Raw genomic sequence first — 14,547 nt, 5'->3', positions numbered from 1 at the left:
CGGCGAGCCGCCAAGCATTGCCTGGCCCTTCGGCGGGCTGGGCGGCGAGCCGCCAAGCATTGCCTGGCCCTTTGGCGGGCTGGGCGGCGAAGCGGCAGGCATTGCCTGCCCCCTTCGGCAGGCCTGGGCGGCGAATCGGCAGGCATTGTCTGGCCCCTTCGGCGGGCCGGGGCGGCCAATCGGCAGGCCCCGGCCCCAGCAGGCAGCGCGGCGGACTCCCGCCGGTCCGCAACGCCTGGCGCCCGCCGCGTGGACTCCGCCGCCCCGCCGCCGCTATACCCCCGCCGATGACCTGGGTGGACGGCGTGGTGGTGGCGGTGCTCGTCGTCTCGGCGGGGCTCGCCTTCATGCGGGGGCTGGTGCATGAGGTTCTGGGGGTCGGCGCCTGGATCGGCGCCGCCATCCTGGCCCTCATCCTGCGCCCGCGCGTGGTGCCCTTCCTGGCCGAATCGGTGGACCCGCCCTGGCTGGCGGACGCGCTGGCGGCCGGCGGCGTGTTCCTGGTGGTGCTGCTGGTCCTGAAGCTCCTCATCGCCCTGATCGCCCGGCGCGTGCAGGACAGTATCCTCGGCAGCACGGACCGCGCCCTCGGCCTGCTTTTCGGCCTCGCCCGGGGTGCCTTTCTGGTCATTCTCACCTATATCATCGGCGGCATGCTCCTCCCCGCCGCCGAGCGCTGGCCGGAGCCGGTACGCGACGCCCGTTCGCTGCCGCTCGTGGTCGACGGCGCGCGCTGGCTGGTGGCGCATCTGCCGCCCGAATACCGCCCCCGTGTCGCCGAGCCGCCCAACCCGCGGGTCCCGACGCTCGAGGACTTCATCCGCCCGCCGGCCCGGAACCGGACGTGAGGAGAGCGATGCCCGAGATGTCCACCCAGCCCTGGTCAGGCGAGGACGATAAATTCCACGAGGAATGCGGCGTCTTCGGCGTGTGGAACGCCACCGACGCCGCCGCCCTCACCGCGCTCGGCCTGCATGCGCTGCAGCACCGGGGGCAGGAAGCCGCGGGCATCGTCGCCCTGGATGATGGCGGCATCTTCCACGCCCATAAGGGCCAGGGGCTGGTCGGCGACACCTTCTCCGACCCCAAGGTGATGGCAACGCTGAAGGGCCGCGCCGCGGTTGGCCACAACCGTTACGCTACCACCGGCGAGACGGCGCTGCGCAACGTCCAGCCGCTCTATGCCGATTTCGCCTTCGGCGGCTTCGCCGTGGCGCATAACGGCAACCTTACCAATGCGCTCGGCCTCCGCCGTTCCCTGGTGCAGCGCGGCTGCCTGTTCCAGAGCACGACCGACTCGGAGGTGTTCATCCACCTCATCGCCATCAGCCTCTACTCCACCGTGGTGGACCGGCTGATCGACGCGCTGCGCCAGGTGCAGGGCGCCTATTCGCTGGTCGCGCTGCACAATGGCGCGCTGATCGGCGCGCGGGACCCGCTCGGCGTGCGGCCGCTGGTGCTGGGGCGGCTCGGCGGCACGGATGGCCAGCCGCCCTCCTGGGTGCTGTCGTCGGAGACCTGCGCCCTCGACATCGTCAGCGCGGAATTCGTGCGGGACATCGACCCGGGCGAGATCATCGTCATCGACGACCAGGGCGTGCACAGCATCAAGCCCTTCGGCAAGCACCAGGACCGCTTCTGCATCTTCGAATACATCTACTTCGCCCGCCCCGACTCCGTGGTGGAGGGCACGCCGGTCTACGAGACGCGCAAGCGCATCGGCGCCGAGCTGGCGCGGGAGAGCGCGGTGCCGGCCGATGTGGTGGTGCCGGTGCCGGACAGCGGGGTGCCGGCCGCCATGGGCTATGCGGCGGAAAGCGGCATCCCTTTCGAGCTCGGCATCATCCGCAACCACTATGTCGGCCGCACCTTCATCGAGCCGACCGACCAGATCCGCCATCTGGGCGTCAAGCTCAAGCACAGCGCCAATAGGCCGATGCTGGAAGGCAAAAGGGTGATCCTGGTGGACGATTCGATCGTCCGCGGCACCACCAGCAAGAAGATCGTCGAGATGGTCCGCGCCGCCGGCGCCAAGGAGGTGCATATGCGCATCTCCTCCCCGCCCACCACCCATAGCTGCTATTACGGCATCGACACGCCGGAGCGCGGCAAGCTGCTGGCGGCGAAGCACGATCTGGAAGAGATGGCGCAGATCATCGGCGTGGACAGCCTGGCCTATATCTCGATCGACGGGCTGTACCGCGCCCTCGGCCAGAAGGGGCGGGACCCGGCCAAGCCGCGCTACTGCGATGCCTGCTTCACCGGCGACTACGCCATTCCGCTGACCGACAGCCAGGACAACAATGACCGGCAGCTTTCGCTGCTGCAGGCGGGGTAGCGCGGCGGTTGCGATGACAGCGTTGGAAGGGTTCGCCGTACCGGCCGCCGGCGCGGCCCGCTCGGCCGGGCATGGGCACGGCCGGATGACAGCCACAGGATACGCCATGCCGCCGCCTGAAGGCGCCGCCGCAAGGGTCGCCGGCGCCTCGCCCGTCGCTCGCCCTGGGGCCGGCGGCCGATGACCGCCACGGAAGGCGCCCTGCGCCCGCTCGAAGGCTCGGTCGCGCTGATCACCGGCGCCTCCCGCGGCATCGGCGCCGCGACGGCGCTGGAACTCGCCCGGCTCGGCGCGCATTGCGTGCTGACCGCCCGCACCCAGGGCGCGCTGGAGGAGCTGGACGACCGGATCCGCGCAGCGGGCGGGCAGGCGACGCTCTTCCCGCTGGACCTGGTGAAGGATGGCGAGAAGCTCGACCTGCTCGGCCCCTCCATCCTCAACCGCTTCGGGCGGCTGGACATCCTGGTGCATGCAGCGGGCCTGCTGGCCAAGCTGACGCCCGTCGCCCACATCATGCCGCGGGACTGGCAGGAGGCGGTGGCGGTGAACCTCTCGGCCACCTGGCGGCTGATCCGCACCTGCGACCCGCCGCTGCGCGCCGCCGCCGCCGGCCGCGCCGTGGTGCTGACCGATGCGGTGGCGGCGGCGCCGCGCGCCTATTGGGGCCTCTACGGCTTCGGCAAGGCGGGGCAGCTTCATTTGGCGCTCGCCTGGGCGGCGGAGACGGCGAATACCAGGCTGCGGGTGAACCTCTTCGACCCCGGCTCGGTCGCCACCCAGCTCCGCGCCACGGCAATGCCGGGCGAGAACCCAGCCGGGCTGACCCAGCCGGCGGAGGTGGCGCCGGGAATCGCCGCACTCTGCCTGCCGGGGGAGGCGCGGCATGGGGCGGTGGTCTCCCACGGCCGGGGCTGAGGCTGGCCGGCGGAAAAACACGGAAGGATTGGGGGCGTTGCCCCCAAACCCCCAGCAGGAGGCGCTGCCTCCTGCACCTCCGCCGGGGGGAAGGCTTCCCCCGGACCCCGCCATAAGTTTGCTGGCTGAACCCACCGGTGCAAAACTCCCGCCGGGGTCCGGGGGTGAAGGCGCTGCCTTCACCGCGCCTCCCCGGCGGGGTCAGGGGCAGAGCCCCTGGTGGGGGTTTGGGAGCAAAGCCCCCGACCTTTCTTCCCGTTTTCGTTAGGACTTCCCCAAAACTCCCGCCGCGGGCATCGCCAGGCCATTGCCGGCGCCCCGTCACGGGGCTACCGGCGGGGCGTGAATTACCGCCACGCCTTCCACGCCGGGAACGCCGCGGACTGCCTGAAGCACGCTTTGCTCGTCCGGCTGCTGCAGGCCCTCTCGGCCAAGCCCGCCCCCTTCGCCGTGCTGGACACCCATGCCGGCACCGGCGGCTATGAGCTGGCCGCGCCGGAAGCCGAGCGCACCGGGGAATGGCGCGCCGGCATCGGCCGGTTGCTGGACGTCGCCGAGGGGCCGCTGGCCGATTACGTCGCCCTCTGCCGCGGCTTCGGCGCCCCGGCGCGCTACCCCGGCTCCCCTGCCCTCACCCGCGCCCTGCTGCGGCCGCAAGACCGGCTGATGGCCTGCGAGCTGCACCCGGAGGACCACGCCCAGCTCCGCGCCCGCTTCCGCAGCGACCCGCAGGTGGCGGTGCACAGGCGCGACGGGTGGGAGGCGCTGCGCGCCCTGACCCCCTTCCCGGAAAAGCGCGGCCTCATCCTCATCGACCCGCCCTTCGAGCAGGAGGGGGAATTCGACCGCATGACGGATGCCCTGGCGCTGCTGGCGAAGCGCTGCCGTGGCCTGCCGGTGGCCTGCTGGTACCCGGTGAAGCACCGCGCCCCCATCCGCGCCTTCCACCACGCGCTGCAGGCGGCCGGGCTGCGCGACCTGGTGGCGGCGGAGCTCTGGCTGCGGGAGCCGGTGGCGGCGGACCGGCTGAATGGCAGCGGGCTGCTGGTGGCCAACCCGCCCTTCCGCTTCGAGGCGGAGGGCAGCGCCATCCTCGCCGCGCTGCTGGAACGGCTGGGGCTGGGCGAGGCCGGGCAGGGCTGGGCCATGACCCGGCTGGCGGAGGAATAGATGCGCATCGCGGTGCTCGGCGCCGGCGCCTGGGGCACGGCGCTTTCCGTGCAGGCGGCGCGGGCGGGGGCGGAAATCGCCCTCTGGGGCCGCGACCCGGCGCGCGTCGCGGCCATGGCGGCCGCGCGGGAGAATGCGCGGCATCTGCCGGGGGTGGCGCTGCCGGCAGGGGTGCGGCCGGAGGCGGACGCGGCGGCGGCGCTGCAAGGGGCGGGGTTCGCGGTGCTCGCCGTGCCGGCGCAGCATCTGCGCGGCGTCATCGCCGGCCTGGCTCTGCCGCCGGCGCTGGTCGCCGCCAAGGGGGTGGAACGCGGGACGCTGCGCCTGCCGCTGGAAGTGCTGGCGGAGACCCATCTGGGCCTTCCCGCCGCCATGCTCTCCGGCCCGAATTTCGCCGCCGAGGTGGCGGCCGGCCTGCCCGCCGCCGCGGTGGTGGCTAGCACCGATGCGGCGTTGCGGGCAGAGGTGGCGGCGGCGCTCGGCACCCCCGCCTTCCGGCTCTATGGCAGCGAGGATCCGGTGGGCGTACAGGTGGGCGGGGCGGCGAAGAACGTCATCGCCATCGCTGCCGGGGCGGTGATCGGCGCCGGCCTCGGGGAGAATGCCCGGGCGGCGCTGGTGACGCGCGGGCTGGCGGAGCTGGCCAGGCTGGTGGTGGCGCTGGGTGGGAAGGCGGAAACCGCTTCCGGCCTGTCCGGCATGGGCGACCTGCTGCTGACCGCGACCGGCCCCACCAGCCGCAACACCGCGCTGGGGCTGGCGCTGGGGCGGGGGGAGAGCATCGCCCAGGCGCTGGCGGGAAAGGTGAGCGTGGCGGAAGGCGTCGCCACCGCCCCGGCGCTGGTGGCGCGCGCCGCGGCGGCCGGGGTGGAGCTGCCGATCTGCGAGGCGGTGGCGGCGCTGGTGGCGGGGGAGCTGACCGTGCCGGCGGCCATGGAGCGATTGCTGGCCCGGCCGCGGCGGGACGAATAGCCGGGGGCAAGCCCTCCCGCCCCGGGCGCGGCGCACCCAGGGCCGCTCGGACGCCGGGCGCCAATCTCCGGCCAGCCTGTCGCGCCACCGGGCGCGGGCGGCCTGCGCGGCTGCAGGCCGGCCGGAGAACCGGCCCCCCGGAATCAGGCGTGGCGACGCAGCCCGGCCAACCCGGCCAGGGCCAGGCCGAACAGCGCCAGCGTGGCGGGTTCCGGAACCTCGGTGGGCTCCTCGTCCAGCGGGGTCAGCAGGAAGGCGTGGACCTCGCCGCCGAAGAGGCCATAGCCGGCGATCTGGCCCAGATCATTGATGGCGTTGGCATTCGAGAGCAGCCATCCGCCGAGGCTGTCGATCAGGTCGTTCAGGTCGTACATGACCCCGTCGGCAAAGAGGAAGGCGCGGATGGCGCCGCCGGCCGTGCTGCTCTCGCCGACCACCTGGCCGGCGGCGTTGACGCTCCGGCCGTAGCTGTCGGCGCCGCCGAGGGTGCCGAGATCCGTCATCACCCCGGCCGCGTCGGTCAGGAAGGCATGCTCCGCGCCGTTGCCGGCCACCTGGCTGTAGCCCGTCACCTGGCCGGCGGCGTTGAGGCCGAGGCCGTAGCTATGGGTCCCGCCGAGGGTGCCGAGATCCGTCATCGCCCCTGCCGCATCCGTCCGGAAGGCATGCGTCGCGGCGTCGCCGGCGACATTGCTGTAGCCGGCGACCTGACCGGCGGCGTTGATGCCGGCGCCATAGCTGCGGCTGCCGCCGAGGGTGCCGAGATCCGTCATTGCCCCGGCCGCATCGGTCCGGAAGGCATGCACCGCGGCATTGCCGGCGACATCGCTGTAGCCGGTCACCAGGCCGGCGGCGTTGATGCCGAGGCCGGCGCTGTAGGTCCCGCCAAGGGTGCCGAGATCGGTCATCGCCCCCGCCGCATCGGTCCGGAAGGCGCGGAAGGCGGCATCGCCGGTGACCTGGCTGTAGCCCGCCACCTGCCCGGCGGCGTTGACGCCGAGGCCGTAGCTGTTGGTCCCGCCGAGGGTGCCGAGATCGGCCATCGCCCCCGCCGCATCGGTTCGGAAGGCATGCGCCGGGCCGACGCCGGTGACGAGGCGGGTGCCGGTCACCTGCTCGGACGCGTTGATGCCATGGCCCTGGCTGCTGGTGCCGCCCAGCGTGCCGAGATCGGTGATGGCGTAGCTCGGCGCGGCCCAGGCCGGCGCACCCAGCAGGCCCAGCGCGAGGATCGCGCCGGCAGTGGCAAACAGCTTCATGCAGCCTGGCTCCGTAGGGGTCCCGCGCTGTCGGATTCGCCAGGGCCGGACCGTTATGGCGACCGTCATGGCTACCGATACGGCCGCCGTGGTGGCGACCGCCCTGGCGGAAGCAAGTGCTGTGCCCGCTGCTTAACCGATTGATTGTTCTGGCGTTACCCGCGCGGCGTCGGGGCCGGTGTCAAATTCCCCGACTCCTATTCCGCCGCCTGCTTCTGCCCCGCCCCTGGCGCTCCCTGCGCCCCTGGCCGCCGCACCCGCAGCTTGCGGATGCGCCGCGGATCCGCCTCCAGCACCCGGAATTCCAGGCCGGAGGAATGCGAGACCAGCTCCCCCTTCGCCGGCACGCGGCCGGCCAGGGTGAAGACCAGGCCGCCCATGGTGTCGATATCGGCGGCCCGCTCCTCCTCGGTCAGCACCGGGCCCATCCGGCTCTCGAACAGCTCCACCGGCGTCCGCGCATCCAGCTCGATGGTGCCGTCCGGCTTCTCCACCATCTGCGGCGGCACGTCCTCGTCATGCTCGTCGGAGATGTCGCCGACGATGGTCTCGACCAGGTCCTCGATCGTGACGAGCCCGTCGATGCCGCCATACTCGTCCACCACCAGCGCCATGTGGATGCGCGCCGTGCGCATCTGCAGCAGCAGGTCCAGCACCGGGACGGAGGGCACGACGAAGAGCGGCTTGCGCAGGATCGCCTTCATGTCGAAGGCCCCGTCGCGGCCGACGCTGGCGAAGACGTCCTTGATGTGGACCATGCCGACGATCTCGTCGAGCTGGCCGCGGAAGACCGGGTAGCGGCTGTGGCCGTCCCGCTGGATCAGGCGGATCGCCTGTTCCAGGGTGAAATCCTCCGGCATCGCCATGACGTCGGCGCGCGGCACCATCACGTCCAGCGCCGTCTTGCCGCGCAGCTTGAGGACGTTGCCGAGCAGGGCGCGTTCCTGGGCGCTGAGATCGTCATCCTCGTCCTGGTCGGGGCCGCCGGGCTTGTACTCGCGCGGCTCCTCCTCGATCAGCTCCTCCATGCGGTCGCGGACGCTCTCGGCCTCCCGCTTCCTGAGCAGCCCCTGCAGGCGCCAGAGGATGCCGTCCCGCCGGTGGCTCTCGCCATTGCCGTTGGCGAGGCTCATGCGCCCGCCCCCCGCCAGGGGTTGGGCAGGCCGAGGCGGTGCAGGGCGCGCGCCTCGGCGCGTTCCATGCGCCGCGCATCGCCGGCGGTCAGGTGGTCGTGCCCGGCAAGGTGCAGCGCGCCATGCGCGACGAGATGGGCGAAATGCGCGGCGAGCCGCTTGCCGGCCGCCTTCGCCTCCCGCGCCACCACGCCGAGAGCCAGCGCGATGTCGCCCAGATGCTCCGGCCCGTAGCCGGGGAAGGAGAGGACGTTGGTCGGCTTCTCCTGGCCACGATGCTCGGCGTTCAGCCGCTTCAGCACCCGGTCATCGGCCAGCAGCACGGTGACATGGCCGGTGGAGCCGCTTTCGGCCAGGGCGGCCGTGGCGGCGCGCCGCGCCAGGGCTTCCACCCTGGGCAAGGCCCGCCGCCAGCCAGGCGCCTCCAGGACCACCGAGACCGTCAGCCCGGCATCCTCCGGCGCAGTACCCCCAAACAACCCGGCTGCCGCCTGGGACCCGTCCCAGGCGTCGCCGGGTGACCTACTTCCCGGTTCCATCGCGTTCCTTCTTCCCCCGACGCTCCGCCTGCGTTTCCGCAGCCTCCGCATCGGCCCGCGCATAAGCCGCACGCTCTTCCGCGCGGCTATAAGCCGCACGTTCCTCCGCGCGGCTATAAGCCGCGACAATGCGCGCCACCAACGGGTGGCGCACCACGTCGCGTTCGTCGAAGCGGGCCACCCCGATGCCCGGCACCCCATCCAGGATGCGCAGGGCCTCGGCGAGCCCGCTTTTCTGTCCTGCCGGCAGATCCACCTGGGTGGGGTCGCCGGTGATCACCATGCGTGTCCCCTCGCCCATCCGGGTCAGGAACATCTTGATCTGTGCCGGCGTGGTGTTCTGCGCCTCGTCGAGGATCGCGTAGCAATGCGCCAGCGTGCGTCCCCGCATGAAGGCCAGGGGAGCGACCTCGATCTCGCCGGAGGTGATCCTCCGCGCCACCTGGTCGGCCGGCATCATATCGTGGAGCGCGTCATACAGGGGGCGGAGATAGGGGTCCACCTTCTCCTTCATGTCGCCGGGCAGGAAGCCCAGGCGCTCCCCCGCCTCCACCGCCGGGCGGGAGAGGACGATGCGGTCCACCCGTCCGGCCAGCAGCAGGGCGACGCCCTGGGCGACCGCCAGATAGGTCTTGCCGGTGCCGGCCGGGCCAATGCCGAAGACCATCTCCTGCTGCGCCAGCATCTCGATGTAGGCGGCCTGGGCCGGGCTGCGGGGGGCGATGGCGCCCTTCCGCGTCCTGATCTCCGGCATGTCCTGCAGCGGCAGGCGGGGGTCGTTCTCCGCCTCGCCCTCCGCCATGCGCAGCGCCGCCTCCACATCCGCCGTGGTCACGCCCTGGCCCTTTTCCAACCTGCGCCACAGCGCCCGCAGCGCGGCTTCCGCGACCTCGGTCGGGGCCTGGGGGCCCGCGATGGTCAACCGGTTGCCGCGCGAGCCGAGCCTGATCCCCAATCGCTGCTCGATGCGCGCCAGATGGCGGTCATGTTCCCCATAGAGCAGGGGGAGCAACGCGTTGTCGTCGAATTGCAGCGTCACGCTGCGCTGTTCGGGGAGGGGTGGGGAAGGGCGCAGCATCGCGCGCCCCTCTCCGGGCCGGAGGGCGATGGCGGCGGGGTTCAAGCGGGGGCGGGCTCCTCTCTGGGCTGGGCGTTATGGTGGCCCGCCCCGGCCGCCAGCAGGCCGGAGAGGGAATTGGGATGGGCGGCAAGGATGGCGACCGGCACCTCCCGCCCCAGCAGCGCCCTGGCATCGCCGGGCAGATGCACCGGCTGCAGCCATGGGGAGCGGCCGGCCGCCTGGCCGGGGTGCCGCCCGGGGCCGGAGACCAGCACCGGGACGGTCATCCCGACACGGGACTGGTTGAACGCCGCCTGCTGGTCCCGCAGCAGGGCCTGCAACGCCTGCAGCCGCGCATCCTTCTCCGCCTCCGCCACCTGATGTGGCGCGCCGGCGGCCGGGGTTCCAGGCCGGGGGGAATATTTGAAGCTGTAGGCCAGGGGGAATTCCACCTCCCGCACCAGCGCCAGGGTCGCCGCGAAATCGGCCGTGGTCTCGCCGGGATGGCCGACGATGAAATCCGAGGAAAGGGCGAGATCCGGCCGCGCCGCCCGCAGCCTCTCCACGATGCGGCGGAAATCGGCGGCGGTATGGCCGCGATTCATGGCCTGGAGGACCCGGTCGCTGCCGCTCTGCACCGGCAGGTGCAGGAAGGGCAGCAGCATGGGCAGCTCGGCATGGGCGGCGATCAAATCGTCATCCATGTCGCGGGGGTGGGAGGTGGTGTAGCGCAGGCGGGCAAGGCCCGGGATGTCCGCCATCTCCCGCAGCAGCCGGCCGAGGCCCCAGGCGCGGCCATCCGGCCCCTCACCGTGGTAGGCATTCACGTTCTGCCCGAGCAGCGCGATCTCCCGCGCCCCGGCGGCGACCAGGCGGCGGGCCTCCGCCAGCACGGCGGCGACCGGGCGGGAATATTCCGCGCCGCGGGTATAGGGGACGACGCAGAAGGAACAGAATTTGTCGCACCCCTCCTGCACCGTCAGGAAGGCGGTGACGCCCTGGGGGGCGGCGACCTCGGGCAGGTGGTCGAATTTATCCTCGACCGGGAAGTCGGTCTCGATGACGGCGCCGGCAGCGCGGCTGGCGCGGGCGACCATCTCCGGCAGCTTGTGGTAGGTCTGCGGGCCGAGGACGATGTCCACCCAGGGGGCGCGGGCGGTGATCTCCGCGCCTTCCGCCTGGGCGACGCAGCCGGCGACGGCGAGCACCAGCTTCTCCCCCGTCCCTTCCCTGGCCTTCTTCAGCTCGCGCAGCCTGCCGAGCTCGGAGAACAGCTTCTCGCTGGCCTTCTCGCGGATATGGCAGGTGTTGAGGATGACCATGTCGGCCCCCTCCGGCGCCGCGGCCGGGGCATAGCCGAGCGGCGCCAGCACATCCGCCATGCGGGCGCTGTCATAGACATTCATCTGGCAGCCCCAGGTGCGGATGAAGAGGCGCTTCGGCGCCTGGGGGCTTGGGCTGGTCATTCAGATGTCAACTCCGCCGGGCCACGCGCCGGGCGGCGGCGGCCGAAAGGCGGGAGATGCGGAGGCCGGGCGGCGCGGTCAAGCCGGTCGCGGCCCGGGCGGCCCGCGCCGGACGGTGGGGCCCGTCCATGGCGCGCCGCCAGGGGCTGATGCGGTGGGCCAATTCCCCCGGCGCCTGGGGGCCAGGCCCTGGGATGGGACCACCGGGAGGTGGGCGAATCGTCTCACGCGGGCAGGGTCGGGCAGCGAGGCCGGCCAGGTCAAGCGACGGTTTCGTCGCGCCCCGCCCCGTTCCCGCCCAGGCTGCCGGGCTGCGGCCGGGGATGGGCCAGGGGGGCGGCCAGAGGGGCAGGCAAAGGGGCAGGCAAAGGGGCGGCCGGGCGGTTCTGCCTGAGCGCCGCGGCGCCTTCCGAGACGATGCGCCAGCTTGCCGCCGCCAGGGCCTTGCGGTTGGGCAGGGTCTCCGGCGCGAAGGGCTGGTGCAGCAGCACCGTGGCGCGGGTGCCGCTGCGCCGCGCCAGGCGCCAGAAATGGCTGCCGATATCCATGTCCCCGTACCAGGCAAACAGCGGCCGGTCCCGCCGGCAGGCGGGCAGCCCGCCCAGCCGGTCATAGACCACGGAGACCGGCTGCACCTGGCAGGCGGCGTCGGCGACGCCGAGGAAGGAGCTGCGGAAGGGCAGCACGCGGGTGCCGTCGCTGCTGGTGCCCTCGGCGAAGAGGATGAGGCTGTCGCCGGCCGCCATGCGGCGGCGCATCTCCTCCGCCTCTCGCCCCGTGGTGCCGCGGCTGCGGGTGACGAAGACGGTGCGGCCGAGCCGCGCCACCCAGCTGACGAGCGGCCAGGTCGCGACCTCCCCCTTGGCCACGAAGCAGGCTTCCAGCACCGCGCCGAGCACCAGGATGTCCAGCCAGGAGGAATGGTTGGGCAGGAACAGCACGGGACGCGCCGGGGAGGGGGTGCCGACGACCTGCAGGCGAAGGCCGATCAGGGCGCAAAGCACGCGATGATAAATCCGCGCGAAGGCGACCTTGGGCCGGCCCGGCAGCAGGATCAGCAGCGCCTGGACGGGGACGGCGACGAGGGTCCAGAGCAGAACCAGAAGGATGCGGCGGACGGCGCGGAGGCGGCCGCCGAGGGGCCGCTCCTCGAACACCTCGAACAGCCTGCCGCCGGGCAAGCGGTTGCGGAAGCGCATCGGCGATTTGCGCCGGAGGCGGCGGGGCGGGAGGGCGTCGATCGGGGCGCGGGCCACGGCTTCCATGTCCGTTGGCGGATACCGCGTGATCCGCGACGCCGCAATGAAGAGTCGACGACGGGATGATGACATGAACGGGGGTGGTGCCGAGAGGGGCTCTGCCCCTCTCGGGCTCTCCCCGCCAAAGGCCGAAAGGCCTTTGGAAACCCTGAGTCTTGGGCGCGACGGTCGGAGCGCCAAACTCAAGGGGTCCAGGGGGCCCTTCGGCCTTTGGCGGGTGGGGGGAAGGTCGCGCGGTAAGGCGCGCCTTACGGCGCGACGCCCTCCCCCAGGGCCCGCAGCACGATCCCCTCCGTCAGCACCTGCGGCAGCACCGCAGGCGCCCCGCCCCCCGCCGGATAGATCAGGTAGAGCGGCACCCCGTCCCGCCCCTGCTCCCGCAGCAGCGCGGTGATGGCGGGGTCGCCATTGGTCCAGTCGCCCTTCAGATAGGCCGCGTTGCGCCCCGCCAGCGCCGCCTGCACCGGCGCCGCGCGTAGCACCAGCCTTTCATTCACCTGGCAGGTGATGCACCAGGCGGCGGTGAGGTTGACGAGAACCGGCCGCCCCGCCGCCTGCAGCGCAGCGACGCGGGCGGCGGACCAGGGCTCGGCGCCGGCTTCCGTCGCGGCTTGCGGCGGCGGCGCAGCGGCGAGGCCCGGCAGCAGGGCCAGCGCCCCGAGCCCGGCCAGCACCGCCAGCACCCGCCCGGCGCGGCGGCCCTCGGCCCCGCTGCGCTGGGCGAGGCCGAGCGCCCAGGCGGCGAAGCCGATCAGCACCGCCCCCGCCAGCAGCAACGCCAGCCCCTCCGGCCCCGCCTGCTGCGCCAGCACCCAGGCCAGCCAGGCGGCGGCGCCGTACATCGGGAAGGCGAGGCCCTGGCGCAGCCTCTCCATCCAGGCGCCCGGCCGCGGCAGGCGCCGGGCGAGGCCGGGGAATACCCCCAGCAGCGCATAGGGCGCCGCCAGCCCCAGGCCGAGCGCGGCGAACACCGCCAGGGTCTGCGGCGCCGGCAGGGCAAGGGCGGCGCCGATGGCGGCGGCCATGAAGGGCGCGGTGCAGGGAGTCGCCACCAGCACCGCCAGCGCGCCGGTGGCGAAGCTGCCGAGATGCCCGCCCCGCGCCGCCAGCGCCCCGCCGGCCGAGACGGCGCCGCCCAGCGCATAGACGCCGGACAGGTTCAGCCCCACCGCCAGCATCAGCCAGGCCAGCACCGCGACGAAGGCCGGGGCGGTGAATTGGAACCCCCAGCCGGCCGCCACCCCGGCGGCGCGCAGCAGGATCAGCCCGGCGGCCAGGGCGAGGAAGGTCGCCAGCACGCCGGCGGTGTAGGAGGCGGCATGCGCCCGGACCTCCGCCCGCGCGGCGCCGGAAAGGCGGGCCAGCGCCATGGCCTTCATCGCCAGCACGGGGAAGACGCAGGGCATCAGGTTCAGCAGCAGCCCGCCGAGCAGGGCAAATAGCAGCGCCCGGGCCAAGGGCAGGGCCTGGCCGGGCGGCGCCTCCGGCACCCCGCCGATCGGGGCCGAGACCTGATAGGCGGCGCGCACCCCGGCGGCATCCTGCAGCACCACCACGCCCTCCAGCCGCGCCGGGGCGGGGCCAGGGGCGGGATTAGCGGCGGTGAGGCCGAGGGTCAGCCGGCCGGCGCCGAGGCCGAGGGGCTGCGGCGCGGCATTGTCCAGCACGCCGCTTTCATTGGGGAAGAAGAAGGCGTCGCGGATGGCCCCGGGGGCGAGGCCCTCGCCCTCCAGCACCAGGCTGCCGCGGGCGCCGGCGATGGCGGCCCGGGCGGGCCAGGGGGAGGGGCGGGGGGCGGCAGCCTCGGCGGCGGTGAAAAGAGGGGCGAGAGCCGGATCGGGGCGGCCGGTGGCGGCCACCGGGATCTCCAGATGGAAGCGGCCATCCTCCGGGACGCAAAGCTGCTCGCAGACCAGCCAATTGGCCTCGGCGGTGACGGTCAGGGTGTCGCCGGGGGCGAGGGTGGCAGGGGCGGTGGCGCGGACGGGCAGCACCACCTCGCCCGTATAGCCGAAATTGACCAGGGGGCCGAAGGGGATGCGCTCCGGCGCCGGCCATTGGACGGGGGAGGCGGGGAGGGAGAGGAGGATCTCCGGCGGCGCCCCGGCATCGCCGGCATTGCGCCAGTAGCTGTGCCAGCCCGGGGCCAGGCGGAGACGGAGGCCGAGCTGGAATTCCTCCCCCGGCGCCACGGCGGCGGGGGCGGCGACCAGGGTGGCGGTGGCGCGGGGGGAGCGGACCGCCTCGCTTTCCGCCGCCAGGACAGCCGGCGCCGCGAGGAGCAGAAGCAGCAGGGCGAGGAGAAGGCGGCGCATGGCGGAGGCATAGAACGGGTCGCCCCTCGGCGAAAGCAAGGGTGGGGTGGGCGATGGCAGGGTGCGTCGCGCAACGGCAGGGCCGCAATGTGGCGCCGGGAGGAGGTGCAGAGGGCGGCAA

The 14,547-nt window shown here is 73.2% G+C and carries 12 protein-coding genes; 5 read left to right on the top strand and 7 right to left on the bottom strand.

From position 1 onward, the window contains the following. Nucleotides 1–287 precede the first annotated feature (287 nt). From E5N76_RS16165 to E5N76_RS16145, 5 genes are all read left to right on the top strand, one after another. Nucleotides 288–848 carry a CvpA family protein gene (locus E5N76_RS16165; protein ID WP_149538353.1) on the top strand — a complete coding sequence of 187 codons (561 nt, stop codon included), beginning with the start codon at nucleotides 288–290 and terminating at the stop codon, nucleotides 846–848. Nucleotides 849–856: 8 nt separating this feature from the next. Continuing rightward, nucleotides 857–2,338: an amidophosphoribosyltransferase gene (gene purF / locus E5N76_RS16160; protein WP_149538352.1), complete on the top strand. Its 1,482-nt coding sequence runs from the start codon at nucleotides 857–859 to the stop codon at nucleotides 2,336–2,338. A gap of 180 nt (nucleotides 2,339–2,518) precedes the next feature. After that, a complete protein-coding gene (locus E5N76_RS16155) occupies nucleotides 2,519–3,253 on the top strand; it encodes an SDR family NAD(P)-dependent oxidoreductase (RefSeq protein WP_149538351.1) in 735 nt (244 codons plus the stop codon). Between the two features lie 342 nt (nucleotides 3,254–3,595). Continuing rightward, on the top strand, nucleotides 3,596–4,423 hold the full coding sequence (locus tag E5N76_RS16150; protein ID WP_149538350.1) for a 23S rRNA (adenine(2030)-N(6))-methyltransferase RlmJ: 828 nt from the start codon (nucleotides 3,596–3,598) through the stop codon (nucleotides 4,421–4,423). After that, entirely contained in the window at nucleotides 4,424–5,395 is a 972-nt protein-coding gene (locus tag E5N76_RS16145) for an NAD(P)H-dependent glycerol-3-phosphate dehydrogenase (protein ID WP_149538349.1), read from the top strand. 143 nt (nucleotides 5,396–5,538) lie between these two features. Here E5N76_RS16145 and E5N76_RS16140 read toward each other — a convergent pair whose 3' ends face one another. The 7 genes from E5N76_RS16140 to E5N76_RS16110 form a co-directional block, all read right to left on the bottom strand. Then, entirely contained in the window at nucleotides 5,539–6,654 is a 1,116-nt protein-coding gene (locus E5N76_RS16140) for a PEP-CTERM sorting domain-containing protein (protein WP_187830207.1), read from the bottom strand. A 197-nt stretch (nucleotides 6,655–6,851) separates the two neighbouring features. Further along, complete coding sequence (locus tag E5N76_RS16135; protein WP_187830206.1) at nucleotides 6,852–7,787, bottom strand: hemolysin family protein; 936 nt, start codon at nucleotides 7,785–7,787, stop codon at nucleotides 6,852–6,854. Next, nucleotides 7,784–8,266: an rRNA maturation RNase YbeY gene (gene ybeY, locus E5N76_RS16130; RefSeq protein WP_408021710.1), complete on the bottom strand. Its 483-nt coding sequence runs from the start codon at nucleotides 8,264–8,266 to the stop codon at nucleotides 7,784–7,786. The genes E5N76_RS16135 and ybeY overlap by 4 nt, the downstream gene beginning before the upstream one ends. Before the next feature lie 43 nt (nucleotides 8,267–8,309). Beyond that, nucleotides 8,310–9,404, bottom strand: coding sequence for a PhoH family protein (locus E5N76_RS16125; RefSeq protein ID WP_149538346.1), 1,095 nt, complete (start codon nucleotides 9,402–9,404; stop codon nucleotides 8,310–8,312). A gap of 41 nt (nucleotides 9,405–9,445) precedes the next feature. Beyond that, entirely contained in the window at nucleotides 9,446–10,852 is a 1,407-nt protein-coding gene (miaB, locus tag E5N76_RS16120; RefSeq protein WP_149538345.1) for a tRNA (N6-isopentenyl adenosine(37)-C2)-methylthiotransferase MiaB, read from the bottom strand. A gap of 260 nt (nucleotides 10,853–11,112) precedes the next feature. Further along, on the bottom strand, nucleotides 11,113–12,117 hold the full coding sequence (locus E5N76_RS16115) for a lysophospholipid acyltransferase family protein (RefSeq protein WP_149538344.1): 1,005 nt from the start codon (nucleotides 12,115–12,117) through the stop codon (nucleotides 11,113–11,115). 242 nt (nucleotides 12,118–12,359) lie between these two features. Further along, nucleotides 12,360–14,426: a protein-disulfide reductase DsbD family protein gene (locus tag E5N76_RS16110; RefSeq protein WP_149538343.1), complete on the bottom strand. Its 2,067-nt coding sequence runs from the start codon at nucleotides 14,424–14,426 to the stop codon at nucleotides 12,360–12,362. Nucleotides 14,427–14,547 lie beyond the last annotated feature (121 nt).

This window comes from Siccirubricoccus phaeus, assembly GCF_008360935.1.
Lineage (GTDB): Bacteria > Pseudomonadota > Alphaproteobacteria > Acetobacterales > Acetobacteraceae > Siccirubricoccus > Siccirubricoccus phaeus.
The sequence above is the reverse complement of the archived record's forward strand: the minus strand, read 5'-3'. Positions and strand labels throughout refer to the sequence as shown.